Here is a 21,293-nt window from a genome sequence, read left to right on the forward strand (position 1 = left end):
GGAAAGCGTTCCAAGATGCAGTCTATCCCGGTTTTTATCCCCAAATGGGCGCTGTGGTGCGATCATGCGGCCCAACCCACCCTGATAACGCAACAGTGTGGTGGAACCGCAACCGGGATAGACCATAAAGACCTGGCCCGTTTTATTGCCCCGGCATGGCGGCGACGGCTGGACCTGTTTGGCCGTGCCAGTGCCGAGGTTCTAGGCCGCATTCTGGCCGATCTTTCACAAGAACAAATCCGCCAGACCCGGGTGATTTTCGCCTCGCGCCACGGCAATATCGAACGCACCTTAAAACTGCTGGGCCAAATTGCCCGCGAAGAAATCCCCTCACCAGCAGATTTCAGCATGTCGGTGCATAATGCGCTGGTCGGGGTAGCATCGATCAACTGGGCAATCACGCAATCGCACAGTGCTATTTCGGCTGGAAATGACAGCCTTGTCGCAGCCCTGACCGAGGCCCTGTCCCAACTGGCCGACGACCCGCAAAGCCCGGTGGCCCTTGTTTATATCGATTTGACCCTGCCCGGCGTTTATGCCCAAAACGACCCTGCAGGCATGACCGGCACGGCCTTTGCCATGCTGATACAATCGCCCGATGCGCCACCGAACGGCATTGACAGCCCCGGCAACACAACCCGCTTTTCATTTGAACCGCTGGCGGTATCACCCGCCGAGGCGGCAAGCCGCCCCGAAACATTTGCCCTGACCCATGCATGGATGATGGCCGATTTTTTAAAGGGCAGTGCGCCGAAAAATACGCCGTCATCTTGCCTTTTGGCCGGGCGCAGTTTTGCCTGGCATGTGGGCCGCAATGAATAAGGCGCACCGCCCGCCCGCGTGCCTGGCCTACAAGGTCCGCCAGCTTTGGCGGCTGTTTGCCACGGGCATGGCTTTTTGCATTTTTGGCATTGGGGCGGTTTTACTGGCCCTAACGTTGTTTCCATTACTGATGGTGGTGCTGCAAAACCGGGCCAAACGGCGCAATGCGGCCCAGTTTGTGATCTGCCGCGGGTTTCGGCTGTTTTGTTTTATCCTTGATATTACCGGTGTGGCATCGGTTCAGATTGAAGGCCGCGAAAAACTGCTGGCCGCAAAGGGCAAGCTGATTATCGCCAATCACCCGACCTTGCTAGATGTCGTGATTATTCTGGCCCAGATGGATCGTTGCCAGTGCGTGGTCAAACATCAGTTATTTCGCAACCCGTTTATGGCCGGGGTGGTGCGTGCTGCCGGGTTCATCCGCAATGATGATAACCCCGAAAAACTGGTTGCCGACGCCGCCCGACATTTGCGCGAGGGCGATTGCGTGATGATTTTCCCCGAAGGGACGCGCACAGCAAGCGGCGAAAAGCTTGGGCCTTTACAACGCGGTGTTGCAAATATTGCGATTACTGCACCTGCCGACTTGATTCCTGTGATTGTGCATTGTAATCACGATACCCTGAAAAAGGGGACACCGTGGTACCGCATACCACCATCAAAAATACGATATAATGTTCGTGTCGGATCGACCATATCCGCTACGGGGGGGATTGATTCGTCGGATGTGCGCGCCCGAAGGGCCCGGGCACTAACGGCGGTCATAAAACACTATTTCTGCGACAGGCTACGCCATGACCACGCTTGAGACCGAACTGAAAGCTTTCATTATCGAGACTCTCAACCTTGAGGATCTGAATATCGAGGATATCGACAGCAACGAGGCCCTGTTTGTAGAGGGGTTGGGCCTTGATTCCATCGATGCCCTGGAACTGGGCGTTGCCTTGCAAAAGAAATATGACGTGCGGATCGATGCCAAAAGTGACGATGTCAAAAACCATTTTGCATCGGTGCATAACCTGGCGAAATTCATTGAAATGTCGCGGGGCAAGCCATGACAGTGACAACCTTGCAATCGCGTCAGGATGTTTACCAGCAACTGCACAATTATCTGGTCGACCTGTTTGAAGTGCCCAGCGAGGCCATTTCACCCGACGCCCGCTTAATGGAAGACCTTGATCTTGACAGCATTGATGCTGTTGATCTGATCGTCAAATTTCAGGAAAAGGTCGGCAAGAAAATTCCGGCGATGGAATTTAAATCGGTGCGCACTGTTGATGACGTGGTCGAAAAAATCCATGCCCTGGTCAATACCTAAACGGGTTATTGCCATTGTGCTGGCCCTGATTGGCATTGCCTATCCGGTGCTGGCCTATTACGGGCTGACCCATTTTTCTGCCCGTTATTTGCTGTGGGTTTTATTGGCATTAATTTTGGCCCGCGCGGCGTTGTTTTGGGCCTCCGCCCGGATCGGCCCGGCAATAATTGCGCTGGTCATTGCCGCAATCATCGGCGTTATCGGCTATTACGCGCAACTGTCGGCCCTGCGGCTTTACCCGGTATTGATCAGTCTGGCTCTGGCCGCAATATTTGCCGCGACCCTTAAATATCCCCCCGCCATGATCGAACGGTTTGCCCGCCTGCGCCACCCCGATCTTGATGCCTACGGGGTTGCCTATACCCGCGCCTTGACCAAGGTTTGGGTGGCATTTTTTGTTTGCAATGCCGCCATTGCCACCACAACAGTTGTGTGGGGCACGTTAAAACAATGGACGATTTATAACGGCATTGTTTCCTATGTGCTGATCGGCATTTTGTTTATCGGCGAATGGCCGGTGCGCCACTGGCTGCGCCAGCGATACGACAACAGGAAACAGGGTGAATGACCGCCTTTTTAACAGCCCTGATGACGCAAAATATCCCGGATGCACCCCTTTGCATCGAAGGCGAAACCTGCTTTCGCCGTGATCAGGTTCGCGCTGATATTCACCGTCTTGCCCATTATATCAACCAAAGCGGGGCAACCTACATTGCCCTGCATTGTCATTCAGCCCGGCTGTTTTTAACCGGTCTGGCCGCCATATGGCAGGCGGGTTGCCATGCGGTTTTACCTGCCAGCGACAAGGCAGGGTATCTTGATGAAATTGCCAGCCAGTTTGACCTGTTTCTTGATGATGGCAAAATTAATCACACTTTGGCATGCAACACCCCCGCATCATCGGGGGATAACGCGGTTTTACCGGCATCGGAAAATTGCCATGCCACGTTTTACACATCAGGCTCCACCGGGGCGCCAAAGGCGATTACCAAAACCCTGAGCCAGCTTGAAGCCGAAATGGCGATGCAAACCCCGTTATGGCAAACCGGCCTGAAGGATGATGCCCGCATTTTGGGGCTGGTATCGCATCAACATATATACGGGTTACTATTTCGCGTGATCTGGCCGGTCATGACCGGGCGGGTTTTTGTCGCCACACAAGCCCGGTTCTGGGAAGACATCATCGCCGATCTTAAAACCGGCGACATCATCATTGCCAGCCCGGCCCATTTGCAACGCCTGCATCCCGATTTGGCCACCGCCCCGCGCCCGGCCCGCCTTTTTTGCTCTGGCGGGCCGCTTGACCAGCCTTCGGCCGCGCAAAGCCAGGCTGCCTTTGGCATTTGGCCAACAGAAATACTGGGCAGCACCGAAACCGGCGGCATTGCCTGGCGTCAGCAAACCACAACCGATGCCCCCTGGGCGCCATTTCCCGAGGTTAAAACCGCCCTGAATGACCTGGGCTGCCTGATGGTGGCTGCCCGCCATATTGATGGCGCAAACTGGCACCACACCGAAGACCGTGCCGTGTTTGACGCAACAGAAAATTCCCACCGGTTTCGCCTGCGCGGGCGTACCGACCGGGTGGTGAAAATTGAAGGCAAGCGCATATCGCTAAGCCGGGTGGAAGCGCATTTAAAAAATCACGACTGGGTTGATGATGCCGTGGCCCTGCTGCCCGATGAAACCGACAAAAGGTTGGCCGCCATTGTGGTTTTAACCCCGCAAGGACAAACCCGGCTGAACGAATTGGGCACCTTTCGCACCGGGCAAATGTTGCGGTCCCATATTACCCGTCACGAAGATGATGCCGCCTTGCCGCGTCGCTGGCGATTTGTTGCCTCCATTCCGACAGATAGTCAGGGTAAAAAGCCGCTTCATGACCTTCGCGCCTTGTTTGACAAATCTGCAACCCCGGAAACAATAGCCGCCGCGATGCCAGTTCCGTCAAGAATACCTGCCGCACCAACCGAGCCCGCCCTGTTTCCGACCATCCTTGCCCGGTCGGTGGAAAATGATCTGGCCCGGATTGAGATGCGTATGGAACCGGGCCTGCTTTATTTTAAAGGCCACTTTGACGGATCGCCGGTCTTGCCCGGCGTTGTACAATTACATTGGGCTGTTCATTATGCCCGTGGTGCTTTCGACATTGTGATCACACTGCACGAGATAACCCAGCTAAAATACCGCAAGGTCATTACGCCGACCGACCAGATCCACCTTTTGTTGCAATGCGACCGCATTCGAGGCCAGGTTAAATTCACCTATGCTGGCACTGACACCGATTATTCCAGTGGTATCATCAAATATTCAAAGGCGGACTGATGCAGATTTGCGCGGTTATCCCGACCCATAACCACCATACGGCGCTGGCCAATGTGGTGGCAGCGGTTCGCGCCTGCGGGTTGCCGGTCATTATCATTGATGATGGCTCCGATGCGCTGGCACGCGATGCCATTGCCACGCTTCATGCCCCGCAAAACGATGTCGTCGTTCATCGGCTTGATGAAAATGGCGGCAAGGGTATTGCTGTCATGACCGGCTTTGCCATTGCCCGGCGCCGGGGGTTTACCCATGCTGTTCAGGTTGATGCCGATGGCCAGCACGACCTTGACCGTATTCCCGATCTGTTAACTGCCGCCCGCCAGCACCCGAACGCCATTATTACCGGCAAACCGGTTTACGATGACAGTGTACCAACGGCGCGCAAAATGGGCCGCTGGGCAACGCATGTTTGGGTTTGGGTTGAAACCCTGTCGCTGAACATTCGCGACAGCATGTGCGGCTTTCGCGTTTATCCGGTTGCGGCCTCGCTTGATGTATGGAAACGCGAAGGCATTGGCGCGAAAATGGATTTCGACACCGAAATCATGGTGCGGATGTTCTGGCGCGGGGCGGACGTGATCAGCATTCCGGTCCGGGTAATTTACCCCGACGGCAATATTTCCAATTTCCGGCTGTGGGACGATAATGTTCTGATAACGCTGATGCATTTCCGGCTGGTTTTTGGCATGCTGGTCCGCCTGCCCGGCTTTGTTTTGCATGGGGGCAAATGGCAACCCGACACGGCCAACACCGGGGCCCGCAACGGCACCGAAGCCGACAACATCAGCCACACCCGCCGCAGCCAGCATTGGGCCGATATTGACGAACGCGGCATGTATTGGGGCATGCGGTTTTTAGGCTGGGTTTATAAAACCGGTGGCCGTTATTTGTGCCTGGGTGTGATGTTGCCGGTGATTGTTTATTTCTTTCTTACCGGCGACACCGCACGCAAGGCATCGCGGAAATATTTGCGCAAAATGGCGCGGGTGAACGGCACCGCCCCGCCGCGTTGGCGCGACAGCTTTCGCCATTTCTGGCGTTTTGGCGAAGCAGCGCTGGACAAAGTTGCCGGATGGTCGGGCGAAATAAAAATGGACGATGTCCTTTTTCCCGACGGGCAACAGGGTGTATTTTCCTATTTGCCAAAGGACCAGGCGATTGTTTTGCTGGTGTCGCATTTTGGCAATATCGAAATGATCCGTGCCTTGGCCAGTCGCGAACGCAACTTTCGCGTCAATGTGTTGCTACACCAAAAAAACGCCGCCCGCTTTGGCAAGGTTTTGCAAAAACTGGCCCCGGAATCGCAAGTTAACCTGATCGAGGTCAGCGATATTGGCCCCGATACCGCCATCATGCTGCGCCAGAAGGTAGAACAGGGCGAATGGGTGGTGATTGCGGCGGACCGCGTTGCCATTGGTGCGCGCGATAAAACCGTGATGGTGCCATTTCTGGGCGACCCGGCCCCCCTGCCACAAGGACCGTTCATTCTGGCCCATTTGCTAGGCTGCCCGGTTTATATGGCGGCGGCCTGGCGCAATAATAATCAGTTTGAAGTGGCGTGGGAAAAACTGACCGACCGCATGGTTTTACCGCGCGGCAAACGCGTCGAAGCCATCACAAAATACGCCAGCCAATATATGGCGTGGCTGGAACCACGCGTGCGCGCTCACCCGATGCAATGGTACAATTTTTTCGATTTCTGGGCCCGCCCAAAGGATAAAGATGACCAATAAGAACAATAATAGCATCCTTGATGTGGAATTTGGCCGCCAGAAACTGACCATCGAAGATGTTGTCAATCTGGCCGAAGGGCGCGCAAAAGCCATTCTTTCCACCGACCCCGATTTTCGTGCCCGCATTCAAAAAGGGGTGGATTTTCTGGATCGGGAATTGCGCGAACATGGCCATATTTACGGGGTGACCACGGGTTATGGCGATTCCGTTTTGCGCCGGGTTCCGCCCGAACTGGTGGGTGAACTGCCCTTGCACCTTAGCCGTTTTCACGGTTGCGGCCTTGGCGATGAATTATCACAACCTGCCAGCCGGGCGGTTTTGGCGGTGCGTCTGGCATCGCTGTGCAGCGGCTATTCCGGGGTTAGCCCCGAATTGCTGGAACTGTTAACCGCCTTTTTTGATCATGACATTACCCCGATCATTCCCGAAGAAGGATCGGTAGGGGCCAGTGGCGATTTAACCCCGCTTTCCTATATTGCCGCCGCCCTGGTTGGCGAGCGCGACGTAATGATGCGCGGCGAACGCCTGTCATCGGCCATCGCCCTTGAAAAAGCAGGGTTAAAACCGTTAACCCTGCGCCCCAAAGAAGCCCTGGCGATTATGAACGGCACATCGGTGATGACCGCCCTGATGTGCCAGGCTTTTGCCCGTGCCGATTATTTATGCAAATTAACCGCGCGCATCACATCACTTGCCACCCTTGCCCTGCATGGCAACCCGGCCCATTTTGATGCCCGCCTGTTTGCCGCCAAACCCCACCCCGGACAGGCGCAAGTCGCGGCAAATATCGCGCGCGACCTTGCCGATCTGGGTGCAACATACCAACCTGCCCGTTTGCAGGACCGCTATTCCATTCGTTGTGCACCGCATGTGATTGGCGTTTTGGCCGACATGATGCCAACCTTTCGCACCACACTGGAAACCGAGCTTAACAGTGCGAATGACAACCCGTTGATTGATATCGACGAAGAAACCATTTTGCATGGCGGGCATTTTTACGGCGGGCATGTAGCCTTTGTTGCCGATGGCATGAAAACCCTGATCGCCAATCTCGCCGATCTGATGGACCGGCAACTGGCCCTGCTGGTTGATACCAAATTCAATCATGGTTTGCCATCCAACCTGTCGGGCTCAACGCCAGAACGCGCATCGATCAATCATGGCTTGAAGGCCGTGCAAATCGGGGCGTCCGCATGGACGGCCGAGGCCCTTAAAAACACCATGCCCGCCAGCGTTTTTTCGCGTTCGACCGAATGCCACAACCAGGACAAGGTCAGCATGGGCACCATAGCCGCGCGCGACTGTTTGCGGGTTTTGCAATTAACCGAACAGGTGGCATCGGCCTTGCTGATTGCGGTGCGACAGGCCATAGTTTTGCGCCTGCACCAAGGCAGCATTTCGCCTGATCAGCTTGGCGAGGACGTCACCGGCTTTCTGGCTGCCCTTGGCGACGATATTGCCTTTATCGACGAAGACCGACCCCTTGAAGGCACCCTGCGCACCTTGATTGACCGCATACAAGCCCGCCATTGGCCGCTTTATGTAACGAACACAACCGATGGTACCGCATCATGATCAGCGCCAGCGTCATCGAGACCATTCAGTTTTATCATCTTGATCCGATGAATGTGGTCTGGCATGGCAATTATGTGCAGTTCTTTGAACAGGCGCGCTGTGCGCTTCTGGATCTGATCGATTACAACTATCCGCAAATGGATGCGTCGGGCTATGTCTGGCCGGTGGTTGATATGCGGGTAAAATATGTGCGCCCGTGTCGATTTGGGCAAAAAATACAAACCACCGCCACATTGATCGAATATGAAAACAGGATGAAAATCAGTTACCTGATCACCGATGCCCAAACCGGCGAAAAGCTGACCAAGGGTTTTACCATTCAGGTCGCGGTTGAAAAGGCCAGCGGCGAAATGCTGTTTCGCAGCCCCGATTTCCTGATCGACAAGCTGGAGGCGATGAATTGACCCTTGCCCGTTTTGTGCGTTCCCTGCTGTTGGCCGGGTCGGTTATCTGTGCGCTGGGCGCACCTGAAACGGCCCTTGCCCGCCCCGGTATTGTGGCACTGGAAAAGAACCAGTATTTGCATGGTGATTTCACCTTAAACCGCCATCTAAACGGATTTAGCGACGGCTTAAAATCACAAGGCGAATTTGTGCTGGTGCCCGCCACCGGGTTGATCTGGCAAACCAAGACCCCCTTCCCCGGCACCACGGTTTTAGGGCCGGGCGGCATTGTTAATATTGATGCCAATGGTGAACGTAGCCAACTGGGTACCGGGGCGGCGCAATTTGGCATTTTTGTCGATCTGATTTCATCGGTGCTGGCTGGTAACTGGAGCGCCCTTGAAAACCGGTTTCATGTGGAATTTTCACCGCCCGGCGATAACACTGACATTTGGCAGGTCAAACTGACCCCGTTTGGTGAAAGTGCAATTGGCGGGCAAATCACCGATATTGTGGCCATCGGCGATGATTTTGTTCAACAGGTGCGCCTCAACAAACCCGGTGGCGATTTTGACGACATCACCCTAAGCGCCCAACAAACCGCAAACCTGCCCCTTCCCAAGGATAAGGCCGATCTTTTGCCAAAGGCAGACCCTAAATGACAGGTCGCCACGCTACAATCTGGATCCTGTGTCTGGTAATGGCCGCCGCCTGGTGCGCCTGGCAAATTGGTGGCGGGCACACCCGCATTGATGCCGATTTTATCTCGCTGATCGGGCAGGAAAACCCCGGCGACACCGACGAATTTAACGACATTAACGCCGTACGCCATATTCTGGCACAAGATTCCCGCCGGGCGATATTTATGGTCTCCGCCCCCAACCGCGACCGCGCCACCAATGCCGCTGCCGACCTTGCCGGGCGTTTATCGTGGATTAACGGCACAGAAAAAGTCACCACCCCGGATGACCGCGCCGGGCGGCTGCCCGAATTAATGGCGTTTTTGCAACCCTATGCGCCCGTCCTTTTATCGCCGCAGGACCGCAAAACCCTGATGGCAGGCAACGGCGAACAAATTTACCAGCGCACGGTGCAAAACCTGTATTCGCCCGCCAGCACGGTCAATGCCCGGTCCCTGCAACAGGACCCGTTTTCGCTGTTGCCGCAATATCTGGGCGCACTGGCCGGTTATATGGGCGAAGGTGGCGGCGTGGTATCGCAAAATGGCCGCTATTACGTGCCGGTGGTGACCTCCCTTGATCCACGTTTGGCCGGGTCAGACCGCGATGCCCAATGGGTAAGCGATGCCAATGAAGTCGTGGCGACCCTGAACCGCAATACCGACATTAACGTTACCCGCACCGGGCAGGTGTTTTTTGCCGCCGCCGAAGCCAGCCACGCCAAGGCCGATGTACAACGCATTGCCCTTCTGGCAACCACTGGCATTGTCTTTATGGTCGGGCTGGTGTTTTTTTCGTGGGGCCCGCTTTTGGCCGCCCTGATCACGCTGGCAAGTGGCATTTTGGCGGGCATTACCGCCATTACCATTATTTTTGGCACCGTCCATGCGATTGCGATGGTTTTTGGCTCCAGCCTGATCGGCATCGCGGTTGATTATGCCTTGCACTATGTCAGCATCGACCCGGCACGGGGCAGCGCGCAACAACGGTTGCGCCTTATTTTACCGGGGCTGACACTGGGCTTGCTGACATCAGTGGTCGGGTTTGCCGCCCTGTCGATCAGCCCGACGATCCTGTTAACCCAGATCGCGATTTATTCGGTGGCCGGGCTGATTGGTGCCTATCTGACGGTGATTTTTCTATTGCCGTTTTTGCCCGTACAACCGGTGCGAAATTACCTGCCGATCCGCCGCAGTGTTGCGATTTTACAATATGCGCAATACCGCATCACCCCGCCCACCTGGGGCCGGTTATCGCTGGTGGTGGTTATTCTGGCGGGCTTTGGTGCCAGCACCTTTTTCATTAAAGGCGACGATAATATTCGCAATCTTGGCCGTGGCAATACCGCCCTGATTGCGCAAACCAACACCATCCGCCAAATTCTGGGTATGGGGGCCAGCCCGATGTTTTTGCGCATTGATGGCCCCACCGCCGAAGACCGCTTGCAAACCGAGGAAGCCCTGCGCAAGCGTTTAACCCCCTTGCTGGCAAACGGCGCGCTCGATGGCATGGTGACGCTGGCCGATATTATTCCATCGCAAAAACGCCAGACGGAAAATATTGATCTGGTCAAAACCGGGCTTTACGCCCCCTATGGGCAAAAACTGGCGGCACTTGTACCGATCAATGTCACGCCCCCGTCACCCGCCACAACACCGTTGTTGCTGCCCGATGACGCCAGCCTGCATGTTTTGCCCGAACTGGCCAATTTACAATCCGGCAAAAGCGACCTTGTGCGTCTGCGCGGTGTGCAGGATGTGGCCGCGTTAAAAACCGCGCTTAACGGCATGGACAACACCCAGTTAATTGACCCGGCCAGTGCTATTTCCCATCTGTTCGGGCAATATCGGCAATGGGCCTATCTGGCATTAGGGGTGGCCATGTTTGCCGCCCTGTTGCTAGCGATTTTCCGCTATGGCCTGCGCGATGGCATTTGCGTTTTTGGTGCCCCTGCCGGGGCGGTTTTATGTGCGCTTGTCGGCAGTTTTGCGCTGGGCGTGCCGCATAATTTTTTCACGACCATGGCACTGTTTCTGGTGTTTGCCATTGGCGCCGATTACGTATTGTTTCTGGCTGAAAGCCGCCATAGCAGCCACGATCAGGATACCAGCCTTGCGGTGTTATTATCGCTGATCAGCAGCGTTCTGGCCTTTGGCCTGCTCGCAACCAGTTCGGTGCCGCTGGTCAGCGAAATTGGCATTGTCATTGCTATTGGCCTGATTGCGGCATGGGTGCTGGCCCCGGTGATGGCCGGGCGGCGCAGTGCCAACCCGGTTGGCATGGAAAACAGCCTGCCCCAAAGCACCAAACAATCCCCCCATACGGCCAACAGCGCCCCGATAAGCAAGGATGGCGAAAACAATGGCCAAATTTGATATTGCCATTATTGGTGCCGGGCCGGCCGGGGCGGTTGCCGCCAAATTCCTGCATGATGCCGGATTGTCGGTTATTGTGTTAGAGGCCACGCATTTCCCGCGATTTGTTATAGGCGAAAGCCTGCTGCCCTTTTGTATGAATGTGCTGGAAAAATGCGGGCTGGCGCAAACCGTGGTCGATCATGCACCATCGGCGGCATTCCAGTTTAAAAATGGTGCCGCCTTTGCCCGGGGGGATCAGCATTGCAGCATTGATTTTCGCGACCGCTTTGAAAATGATGGCTGGGGCACGACCTTTCAGGTCAAACGTGATGCCTTTGACAAAATCCTGATCGATGCCGTGGCAAAAGCTGGCGTTGATGTGCGGTTTGGCCACCGGGTGATAAATGCCCGCCTTGCCGATGGCGACTGCCAGCTTGAATTTGAAAACGACACCGGCGAACACGGCACAATCCATGCCGGTTTTGTGATAGATGCCAGTGGATATGGCCGGGTCATTCCCAAATTGCTGGGGCAGGCAAACGCCGCCACCCTGCTGCCACGCCGGGCGTTATATACCCATGTGCGCGACAATATTACCGATACCACATACGACCGCGAAAAAATCCTGATCACGGTTCACCCGACCCGCCACGACGTTTGGTATTGGCTGATCCCGTTTGCCGATGGCACATCCTCGCTTGGTGTGGTTTATCCGCAAGATGCCCTCGCCACCGATCAACAAACCGATGACACCGCCCTGTTTGACCGACTGATCGGTGAAACCGGGTTAGGGCCGCTTTTAAACCGGGCCGAAAAAACCCGGCCCATGGGCACGATTGGCGGATACAGCGTCTCTAGCGACCAGCTTTATGGCGATGGATACGTTTTATTGGGGAATTCGGCAGGTTTTCTGGATCCTGTCTTTTCCTCAGGCGTTACCATTGCAATGTATTCTGCCGAACTTGCTGCCAAAACATTGATCAACCGTCATCACGGCCATGATCCCGACTGGGAAAACAGCTTTGCCGCCCCGCTGGGGGCGGGCATCGCCACGTTCAAATCCTATGTCGAGGCGTGGTATGATGGCCGCCTGCAACAGATTATTTTTAACCAGCCCGAACGGGACTTGCAGTTAAAACGCATGGTGGTTTCGATTTTGGCCGGATACGCCTGGAATATGGATAACCCGCTGGTCGCCAAGACAGACCGTTATTTGAACCTGTTACACGAGTTATGCCTGTGAAAATTGGTCATGCCCTGATAATCGCCACAGCGCTGCTAACAACAGCCTGTGCAAAACCAATGGAACTGCCGTTTGATCTTGGCACGGTCAAAATGCCAGACTCCCTGACAGGTTTACTACCCGACTCACTGTCAGATTCGATGCAGGCCCAGCATGTAAAACGACATGAGGCCGCGTTAAACGCCGCCGAGCCAGACCACATCGTTGCCCTCAATGGTGACAATAACGCCCTGTTTGTCCTGCCCGAAATTCCGTGGCCGTTGGATGCCGACAAAGTTGATGTCACCCAAAAGGTGCATGCAACCTGGCAAAACGGCCAAACCGCCGATTTTGAAGCCCGCCTGAGCCTGGCACCGGGCCATGTGCGCATGGTGATGCTCGACCCGATGGGCCGCCGCGCCATGCAAATCAACTGGAGCCGCACCGATCTTGATTTTCAGCGCGCAGACTGGATGCCTGCCGCCTTTGATCCGGCCCGGATGCTGGCGGATCTGATGATGGTATATTGGCCGACCGAAATTTTGCGCGATGCCCTGCCGTCGCATATGACGCTGGTTTCCAACCCCGACACCCGCCAGATCGCAGCACTTGATGAAGACGGCGACAGCACGGCTTATACCGACATCACCTATCCCGCGCAGGATCGCTGGCAGGGCGATGCCAGCCTTTCCAACATTCGCGATGGCTATGCCTTGCACATCCGTTCATCGCGGATCGGCACGCAATGACGGCGCGGCGCTTTTCGGGGGATAGCGCCACGCCTGAAAATACCGGCACAAAACCGGGTAACGCAGGCGGGCAAAGCACCCGTCAGCACCACCCGGTCAGTTTTCTTCATGCCTTGGGCATTGTTTCCGCCCTTGGCATGAATGGCGAGGAAACCCGCGATACCCTGTTTGGCGACCGGCGCGCCAACATGGTAACAAGCAATAATTTTTTGCCCGACCGGACCGTCACCGTTGGCATGGTGCCCAGTGAACCACCTGCCCTGCCCGAAAATTTACGCCATCACGATACCCGCAACAATCGCCTGCTTTGGGCGGCCACCTGCCAGATCAGCGACTGCATTGCGGCAACCATTGCCCGCTATGGTGCCGGAAGGATCGGCATTATTTTGGGCACCAGCACATCGGGCATTGATGAAGGCACACAATCTTACCGGCACTATTTGCAACAGGGCACGTTGCCGGAAAATTTCAGCTATGCGGGCCAGGAAATTGGTGCCCCGGCGGATTTCTTGCGCGAAGCCCTGGGGTTAGGCGGCCCGGCCTATGTTATTTCCACCGCCTGTTCATCAAGTGCCAAGGTGTTTTCCGCCGGGCAACGATTGATCCGGGCGGGCATATGCGATGCCGTGCTGATTGGCGGGGTGGACAGTTTATGCAGCCTGACCATTGCCGGTTTTGCCGCCTTGCAATCGGTTGCATCGGGGCTTTGCAACCCCATGAGCATCAACCGCGATGGCATTAATATTGGCGAAGGGGCCGCTGTTTTCATGATGCGCCGCGATCAGGCCGATATTGCCCTGCTTGGCGTTGGTGAAACATCGGATGCCCATCACCCCAACGCGCCTCATCCCGATGGTATTGGCGCGCGCGCGGCCATGCAACAGGCCCTTGATCAGGCCGGTTTAATGCCATCTGACATTGCATATTTAAACATGCACGGCACCGCAACCCCGCTTAACGACAGCATGGAAGCCAAGGCCATTCACGACCTGTTTGGCGACAATGTGCCGGTCAGTTCCACCAAACCCATGACCGGCCACACCTTGGGGGCGGCAGGGGCGATTGAAGCCGCCATTTTATATTTATCCCTTGATGATGCCCAAAATAACGGTCCCCGCCTGCCCCGCCATATCTGGGATGGTGGCCGTGACGACAGCCTGCCAGACATTAATCTGGTGACGGATCATAACAACCACCTTGCCCCCACCGCAAAATGCGCGATGCTTAGCAATTCGTTTGCCTTTGGTGGCAGCAATGCCGCCGTTATTCTGGCAACCGGCTGGCATCATGCGACAGACCCTGAGCCATATAACAAAACCGGCACTTGATCGCCGCCTTGCACAAGGCCCAAAACCATGTCTTTTTCGCCCGCAACACCAACAAACCCGGCATTTCCGCCCGTGGCATCCCTGGTGCCCCACGCCGCCCCGATGTTGCTGATTGACCGCATCCTTGATGCCGATGATAACAACATGACAGCCGAGGTTACCATTCAGCCCGGCAGCCTGTTTTGCGACCAGAACCATGGTGTGCCGGGCTATGTTGGTATCGAATATATTGCACAAACTGTTTCGGCCTATAGCGGCTGGCGCGCACAAAAAGCAAAGACAGAAGACCGCGAGGCAAAGCCCAAAATCGGCTATTTGTTGGGAACGCGCAAAATGACAATGACGGTCGATGCTTTCAAACCCGGCGACCGGCTGGAAATTTTAGTTGAAAACATCTTTGAAGACGGCGAAATGGGTGTGTTCGAGGGCACAATTCGTTGCCACCAACGCGTGATTGTCAGTGCGCGTGTAAACGTGTATCAGCCAGACACGTAAAAGTTAATAAACCGTCCTTCCATGTATATTCCGACCACAAATCGTAAGAACCCATGACAGAAACCATTCTGGTAACAGGCGCAAGCAAGGGAATAGGGGCGGCAACGGCCCGCCGCCTTGCCCGTGATGGCTTTGATATCCTTGTTCATTACCATTCTGACCAAGCAGGCGCACAGGCCATATGTAATGATATTGCCGCCTGTGGCCAACAGGCCCGCTTGATACAGTTTGATATCGCCAATCGCGACCAAACCCGCACCGCCCTCGAACAGGATATTGCCCAATATGGCGCGCCTTATGGTGTGGTTCTTAATGCCGGGCTGACCCGTGACGGGGCCTTTCCCGCGCTGGAAGATGACGATTGGGACATTGTGATCAACACCAATCTGGGTGGTTTTTATAATGTGGTCAAACCACTGGTGATGCCGATGGTGCAACGGCGCAAACCGGGGCGGATTGTGGCCCTTACTTCCATTGCCGGGCTGGCGGGCAACCGCGGCCAGGTTAATTATGCCGCCTCAAAGGCCGGTATTATCGGGGCTGTCAAATCGCTGGCACTGGAACTGGCGAAACGCAATATCACCGTAAATGCCGTGGCACCGGGAATTATCGAAACCCGAATGACCGCCGATCTGCCCGAGGCCGATTTGCGCGCCATGATCCCGCTGCGCCGCTTTGGCAAAACCGATGAAATTGCCGGGGCCATTTCGTTTTTATGTGGCCCCGATGCCGCCTATATCACCCGCCAGGTCATCAGCGTGAATGGCGGCATGTTATGAGCCAGTCCTCACATACGTTTCCACGCCGGGTGGTTGTGACCGGCATGTCGGGCGTCACCGCCCTTGGCAATGACTGGCCTACCATCCGCGCCCGCATGGATGCAGGCGACACCGGCATTTGCCGGATGGATGACTGGGACAATAAATATGATTTGCACACACGGCTGGCCGGGCCGGTTAACGGTTTTTCGTTAAAAGGCCAGTTTAACCGCAAACAATTGCGCAGCATGGGCCGGGTGGCACAAATGGCGCTGGCCGCCACGGACCGCGCGCTGGAAAATGCCGGTTTGCGCGATGAAACCGCCATTTTACGCGGCGGGCGGCTAGGCATTGCCTATGGGTCATCCTTTGGCAGCACGCCGCCGGTTCTGGGCTTTACCCGGCTATTTGAAACCGGGTCATCCAACGGCATTACCGCAACCAGCTATATCCAGATGATGAGCCATACCGCCGCGGTTAATATTGGCGTTTTATATGGTATTTGTGGCCGCATCATCCCCACATCCACCGCCTGCACATCGGGCAGCATGGGCATTGGCTATGCCTATGAAGCGATTAAATATGGCATGCAGGATGTTATGATAGCAGGCGGGGCCGAGGAACTTTGCCCCACCATGGTCGCCGTGTTTGACACATTATTTGCCACCAGCACCACCAATGACGATGCCGCCCACAGCCCCCGCCCCTATGATGCACGCCGCGACGGGCTGGTGATTGGCGAAGGGGCTGGTACGCTTATTTTAGAAGAATACAGCCACGCCACGGCACGGGGGGCAACGATTTATGCCGAAATTGTCGGTTTTGCCACCAATTCCGACGGCGCGCACATTACCCAGCCTGCGGCTGACAAAATGCAAATTGCCCTGCAAAATGCCCTGACGGATGCGGGCCTGTCGGCCAGAGATGTAGGCCTTGTCAACGGCCATGGCACCGCCACCAGCCACGGCGACCTTGCCGAGAGCATCGCCACCCGGGCGGTGTTTGACCGTGCCGTGCCCATTCACACATTGAAGGGGCATTTTGGCCATTCCCTGGGGGCATGTGGCGCCATCGAAGCCTGGCTGGGCATTGAAATGATGCGCGAAGGAAGGTTTATCGCCACCGCCAACCTTGAACAGGTTGATCCGCACTGTGCCGAGCTCGATTACGTGATGGGCACGGCAAGGTTGCTTGAAACCGACCACATCATGTCCAATAACTTCGCCTTTGGCGGCATCAACACATCGCTGATATTCCGCGCAGCTGACGCAATGCTTTGAACCTGCCTCAACGTCGGGGGCGTGTTGCACCACATTTCGGACCATTTTCTAACAAGTTGGCGGGTCATTTACGCCTTAAATTTTGGCAATTTGCCTGTTTTTAAGGCAGTATTTTCTGGTGATGTGAACAAAATCACTGCATTTAAAAATGCTGTTTGAAATCATCGAGTCGCAAGACTCCGAACCGGGAAAATCGACTAATCTCACCGGCGACCGCCCCTTGAGCAAAGAACATAATTAATCACATATTTTCAATTACTTAGTCAGAATTATTCCAGTTCAAACCGGGTCAGCCTCCGCTAAAACGCTACGCGGCGGATAAGCCCTGCCGATATTGGCGCAACCCAGATAGTCATAAAATACATAGCTTCCTCAAGCATCTGCGCGGTTTAGGGCATGTTCCCTGCCCTGCTTTACCCGCTCTCATGCTGCACCGGTTTGAGGGATTCAGGCCGTGATATGCCAGCCCGCCCGCAACGCAATTAAACAACTTACATTTCCGATTCAACGCAACAACCCATAAAATTAAATCATCTTTGCACAAAAAATTTTCAATTGTTTCTGTTTTATGGAATTGCCGCTTGCGGGAAACAATGTTTGTCATCAGTATTTTCGCGTACGCATTAGTGGGGATGCTTCCCGCAACAGGGCGACCAAACAAAAACAAGGGAGACATACTGAATGTCATTCATCACGAAGACCAAAGGGGGTCTCGTGCACGGCTTCTTTAATTCGTCACGAGCTTTTCTTATTGGCACTGGCCTTCTTGCAAGCAGCATGGCTGCACTCGCGCCGGTTGCAGCACAGGCCGAAATGGTGCTGAACCGTGGCAATGGCTCCGAGCCGGGCAGCCTTGATCCGCAAATTGCCGAAGATGTTCCTTCCTCGCACATTCTGCGCGACCTGTATGAAGGTCTGGTTGGTGAAGAAGCCAGCGGTAAAATTGTACCCGGCGAAGCCGAAAGCTGGAAAATCAGCGAAGACGGCCTGACCTACACCTTTAAAATCCGCGATGATGCCAAGTGGACCAACGGCGACCCTGTGACCGCCAGTGACTTTGTTTTTGCCTGGCAGCGCGCAGTTGACCCGAAAACCGGTTCTGAATATTCGTTCCTGCTGGCCCCGATCAAAAATGCCGATGACATTACATCGGGCAAAATGGAGCCGAAAGAACTGGGTGTTAAGGCAATTGACGACAAAACCCTTGAAGTGGACCTTGCTGGCCCAACCCCCTATTTCCTTGGCCTGCTGACCCATTCCATCAGCTATCCGGTAAACAAGGCCACTGTTGAGAAATTTGGCGACCAGTGGACCCGTCCGGGCAATTCGGTCACCAACGGGGCCTTCAAACTGGAAGAATGGAACCCGCAATCGCGCATTGTTCTAAGCAAAAACGACAGCTACTGGAATGCCGACAGCGTCAAGCTTGACAAGGTCATTTACTACCCAACCGAAAGCACCACCGCCGAGTTGAAGCGTTTCCGCGCTGGTGAACTGGACTGGACCTATGAAGTCCCGAACGACCAGATCAAATGGATCCGCGATAATATGAACGACGAATTCGTCGTTTCGAACTATCTCGGCGTTTATTACTACGGCTTTAACATGACCAAGCCGCCGTTTGACAATGCCAAGCTGCGCGAAGCCTTCTCGCTGGCCATCAACCGCGACATCCTGATGGACAAAATCGTCACCGCTGGTGAAGTCCCGGCTTATGCCTATGTGGTGCCGGGCATGACCGGTTACACCCCGGTTTATGCCGATTTCAAGGACATGACCCAGAAGGAACGTAACGAAAAAGCTTACAAGCTGTATCAGGAAGCCGGGTATTCCAAGGATAACCCTGTTACCCTCGAAATTCGTTACAACACCAACGATAACCACAAGAAAATAGCCATTGCGATTGCCTCGATGTGGAAAAGCGTCTTTGGGGCCAAGGTCAACCTGGTCAACGAAGAATTCAAGGTCTTCCTTGAAACCCGTAAAGCCAAAGAGAAAACCCAGGTTTTCCGTGCAGGCTGGATCGGCGATTATAACGACCCGAACACCTTCCTTGAACTGTGGAAATCTGATTCCGGCCTGAATGACACCGGCTTTGCCGACCCGGAATTTGACAAGCTGATGAAAGAAGCCTCGAATGAGCAGAACTCCGAAAAACGGATGGAACTGCTGCGCAATGCCGAGGAAATCTTCCTCAAAGCCAACGCTGTTGCCCCGATCTATCACTATGTGACCAAACACATGATCAAATCCTATGTCAAAGGCTGGGATGCCGATGGCAAAGGTCATGTCAACGTGATGGACCATGTTCGTTCGCAGTATCTGTATATCGACAAATAATCGTTCGATTAACGGTCTGAACTCGCTGTCCGCCGCGCATCCACCTTGCGCGGCGGACAGGCTTTGGGGATAACCATATGCTTGGCTTTACATTGAAACGACTGCTCGGGGCGATCCCGACGCTTTTTATCATTGTCACCCTGTCTTTCTTTCTGATCCGGACCGCACCGGGCGGACCGTTTGACAGGGAACGTTCTGTTCCGCCCGAAGTTGCTGCCAACCTGAACGCGGTTTATCACCTTGATGAGCCGTTATGGATGCAATATGGCCGCTATCTGGGCGATGTGGTGCAGGGCGATTTTGGCCCGTCTTTCCAGTATCGCGACTTTACTGTGACAGAGCTGATCTTTCGCGGTTTTCCCGTGTCGCTGACATTGGGCGGATCGGCCATTTTTCTGGCTTTTCTGATCGGCACAACACTGGGAACGCTGGCCGCGTTAAAACAAAATTCCAAACTGGATTACGCCATCATGGCCACCGCCATGACCGGCATTACCATTCCAAACTTTGTCATGGCGCCATTGCTAACCCTTGTTTTCGGGGTGTATTTGCGCTGGCTGCCGGTCGGTGGCTGGGAACAGGGGTTTGATCAGGTTATTTTGCCAATTATTGCCCTTGCCCTGCCGCAAATCGCCTATATCGCGCGTCTTACCCGTGGCTCCATGATCGAGGTTTTGCGATCGAACTTTGTTCGTACCGCGCGCGCCAAGGGCCTGCCCGAACGGGTGATGATTACCCGCCACGCCCTTAAAGCCGGTATTTTGCCAGTGGTTTCATATCTTGGCCCGGCAAGTGCGGCGGTTATTACCGGCTCGGTGGTGATCGAACAGATTTTCTCTATTCCCGGCATCGGGCGTTATTTCGTCCAGGGCGCGCTTAACCGCGATTACACATTGGTCATGGGTGTGGTCATTTTTTATGGCTCGCTGATTATTCTGTTCAATCTGTTGGTCGACCTTGTGTATGGCCTGCTCGATCCGAAGGTGAGGATGCAGTAATGTTTGCAAAAACCACCCCCGGTTCCGCAACCGAGGCCGTTGATCTGGCTTTGGCTGGCGGAAACGTCAAAGGCCGTTCGCTGTGGGAGGATGCCTTTCGTCGCCTGCGCGCCAACAAGGCCGCCGTCATTAGCGTCAGCCTGCTGATTATCATTACCCTGGCGGCCATTCTGGTGCCGATGTTGCACCCCCATCCCTATGATGAAATTTACTGGGATTACATTCAGGCCCCGCCCGATATACAGGCCGGTTTCCTGTTTGGCACCGACACCAATGGCCGCGACCTTTTTGTCCGTTCCATGTATGGCGTGCGGGTTTCGCTGATGGTGGGCATTGTCGCCACGTCGGTTTCGCTGCTGATTGGTGTAACCTATGGTGCGATTTCGGGCTATATGGGCGGGCGTACCGATAACATCATGATGCGCATTGTCGATATCATGTATTCGATGCCGTTCATGTTTTTCGTCATCATGCTGATGGTGGTGTTTGGCCGCCATATTTTCCTGATTTTTGCCGCCCTGGGCGCGGTCGAATGGCTAACCATGGCGCGCATTGTCCGCGGGCAGGCTCTGTCGATCAAAAATCGGGAATTTGTCGAGGCTGCACGGGCATCGGGCGTTTCAAACTTCAACATCATCCGTCGCCACATTGTGCCCAATGCGCTGGGCCCGGTGATTGTTTATGTCACCCTGACCATCCCACAGGTGATTCTGATCGAAAGCTTCCTGTCCTTTTTGGGGCTGGGGGTTCAGGAACCAATGACCAGCCTTGGCGTGCTGATTTCCGAAGGTGCGCAGCAAATGGAAAGTGCGCCCTGGACGCTGCTGTTCCCGGCAACAATCCTGGCTGCCATTCTGTTTTGCTTTAACTTCATTGGTGATGGGCTGCGTGATGCGCTTGACCCGCGCGACCGCTAAAGGAGCATGACG

Annotated in this window: 20 protein-coding genes; all 20 read left to right on the top strand. The window is 54.9% G+C overall.

Annotated features, from left to right (window positions below; translation table 11 throughout):
• Positions 1 to 15 precede the first annotated feature (15 nt).
• Entirely contained in the window at positions 16 to 822 is an 807-nt protein-coding gene (locus TMES_RS10600) for a beta-ketoacyl synthase chain length factor (RefSeq protein ID WP_085582280.1), read from the top strand.
• The gene (locus tag TMES_RS10605; protein WP_158091222.1) at positions 815 to 1,630 is read left to right on the top strand and encodes a lysophospholipid acyltransferase family protein; all 816 of its coding nucleotides are present in this window, start codon (positions 815 to 817) and stop codon (positions 1,628 to 1,630) included. The genes TMES_RS10600 and TMES_RS10605 overlap by 8 nt, the downstream gene beginning before the upstream one ends.
• Positions 1,617 to 1,880 (top strand): phosphopantetheine-binding protein, encoded by a 264-nt coding sequence (locus TMES_RS10610; RefSeq protein WP_085582282.1) that lies wholly within the window; start codon positions 1,617 to 1,619, stop codon positions 1,878 to 1,880. Before TMES_RS10605 ends, TMES_RS10610 begins: the two co-directional genes overlap by 14 nt.
• A complete protein-coding gene (locus TMES_RS10615; RefSeq protein ID WP_143589619.1) occupies positions 1,877 to 2,140 on the top strand; it encodes an acyl carrier protein in 264 nt (87 codons plus the stop codon). Before TMES_RS10610 ends, TMES_RS10615 begins: the two co-directional genes overlap by 4 nt.
• Complete coding sequence (locus tag TMES_RS10620) at positions 2,121 to 2,708, top strand: COG4648 family protein (protein ID WP_143589620.1); 588 nt, start codon at positions 2,121 to 2,123, stop codon at positions 2,706 to 2,708. Before TMES_RS10615 ends, TMES_RS10620 begins: the two co-directional genes overlap by 20 nt.
• Complete coding sequence (locus tag TMES_RS10625; protein ID WP_085582286.1) at positions 2,705 to 4,465, top strand: ApeI family dehydratase; 1,761 nt, start codon at positions 2,705 to 2,707, stop codon at positions 4,463 to 4,465. The genes TMES_RS10620 and TMES_RS10625 overlap by 4 nt, the downstream gene beginning before the upstream one ends.
• Entirely contained in the window at positions 4,465 to 6,198 is a 1,734-nt protein-coding gene (locus TMES_RS10630) for a glycosyltransferase family 2 protein (protein ID WP_085582288.1), read from the top strand. Before TMES_RS10625 ends, TMES_RS10630 begins: the two co-directional genes overlap by 1 nt.
• Complete coding sequence (locus TMES_RS10635) at positions 6,188 to 7,774, top strand: HAL/PAL/TAL family ammonia-lyase (RefSeq protein WP_085582290.1); 1,587 nt, start codon at positions 6,188 to 6,190, stop codon at positions 7,772 to 7,774. Before TMES_RS10630 ends, TMES_RS10635 begins: the two co-directional genes overlap by 11 nt.
• Complete coding sequence (locus tag TMES_RS10640; protein ID WP_085582292.1) at positions 7,771 to 8,178, top strand: acyl-CoA thioesterase; 408 nt, start codon at positions 7,771 to 7,773, stop codon at positions 8,176 to 8,178. Before TMES_RS10635 ends, TMES_RS10640 begins: the two co-directional genes overlap by 4 nt.
• The gene (locus TMES_RS10645; RefSeq protein ID WP_085582294.1) at positions 8,175 to 8,819 is read left to right on the top strand and encodes a LolA family protein; all 645 of its coding nucleotides are present in this window, start codon (positions 8,175 to 8,177) and stop codon (positions 8,817 to 8,819) included. Before TMES_RS10640 ends, TMES_RS10645 begins: the two co-directional genes overlap by 4 nt.
• Positions 8,816 to 11,212, top strand: coding sequence for an MMPL family transporter (locus tag TMES_RS10650; protein WP_143589621.1), 2,397 nt, complete (start codon positions 8,816 to 8,818; stop codon positions 11,210 to 11,212). Before TMES_RS10645 ends, TMES_RS10650 begins: the two co-directional genes overlap by 4 nt.
• Positions 11,199 to 12,437, top strand: coding sequence for an NAD(P)/FAD-dependent oxidoreductase (locus TMES_RS10655; RefSeq protein WP_211275905.1), 1,239 nt, complete (start codon positions 11,199 to 11,201; stop codon positions 12,435 to 12,437). Before TMES_RS10650 ends, TMES_RS10655 begins: the two co-directional genes overlap by 14 nt.
• On the top strand, positions 12,434 to 13,165 hold the full coding sequence (locus TMES_RS10660; protein WP_158091223.1) for a DUF3261 domain-containing protein: 732 nt from the start codon (positions 12,434 to 12,436) through the stop codon (positions 13,163 to 13,165). Before TMES_RS10655 ends, TMES_RS10660 begins: the two co-directional genes overlap by 4 nt.
• Positions 13,162 to 14,493, top strand: a complete 1,332-nt coding sequence (locus TMES_RS10665; protein WP_085582302.1) for a beta-ketoacyl-[acyl-carrier-protein] synthase family protein — start codon at positions 13,162 to 13,164, stop codon at positions 14,491 to 14,493. The genes TMES_RS10660 and TMES_RS10665 overlap by 4 nt, the downstream gene beginning before the upstream one ends.
• Positions 14,494 to 14,520: 27 nt before the next feature.
• Positions 14,521 to 14,988: a hotdog family protein gene (locus TMES_RS10670; RefSeq protein ID WP_085582304.1), complete on the top strand. Its 468-nt coding sequence runs from the start codon at positions 14,521 to 14,523 to the stop codon at positions 14,986 to 14,988.
• Between the two features lie 53 nt (positions 14,989 to 15,041).
• A complete protein-coding gene (gene fabG / locus TMES_RS10675) occupies positions 15,042 to 15,767 on the top strand; it encodes a 3-oxoacyl-ACP reductase FabG (RefSeq protein ID WP_085582305.1) in 726 nt (241 codons plus the stop codon).
• The gene (locus TMES_RS10680) at positions 15,764 to 17,026 is read left to right on the top strand and encodes a beta-ketoacyl-ACP synthase (protein WP_085582307.1); all 1,263 of its coding nucleotides are present in this window, start codon (positions 15,764 to 15,766) and stop codon (positions 17,024 to 17,026) included. The genes fabG and TMES_RS10680 overlap by 4 nt, the downstream gene beginning before the upstream one ends.
• A gap of 777 nt (positions 17,027 to 17,803) precedes the next feature.
• Positions 17,804 to 19,366 (top strand): peptide ABC transporter substrate-binding protein, encoded by a 1,563-nt coding sequence (locus TMES_RS10685; protein ID WP_211275906.1) that lies wholly within the window; start codon positions 17,804 to 17,806, stop codon positions 19,364 to 19,366.
• A gap of 77 nt (positions 19,367 to 19,443) precedes the next feature.
• The gene (gene oppB / locus TMES_RS10690) at positions 19,444 to 20,364 is read left to right on the top strand and encodes an oligopeptide ABC transporter permease OppB (RefSeq protein WP_085582311.1); all 921 of its coding nucleotides are present in this window, start codon (positions 19,444 to 19,446) and stop codon (positions 20,362 to 20,364) included.
• A complete protein-coding gene (locus TMES_RS10695; RefSeq protein ID WP_085582313.1) occupies positions 20,364 to 21,281 on the top strand; it encodes an ABC transporter permease subunit in 918 nt (305 codons plus the stop codon). The genes oppB and TMES_RS10695 overlap by 1 nt, the downstream gene beginning before the upstream one ends.
• Positions 21,282 to 21,293: the final 12 nt, after the last annotated feature.

This window comes from Thalassospira mesophila (genome assembly GCF_002115755.1).
Taxonomy (GTDB): Bacteria; Pseudomonadota; Alphaproteobacteria; order Rhodospirillales; family Thalassospiraceae; genus Thalassospira; species Thalassospira mesophila.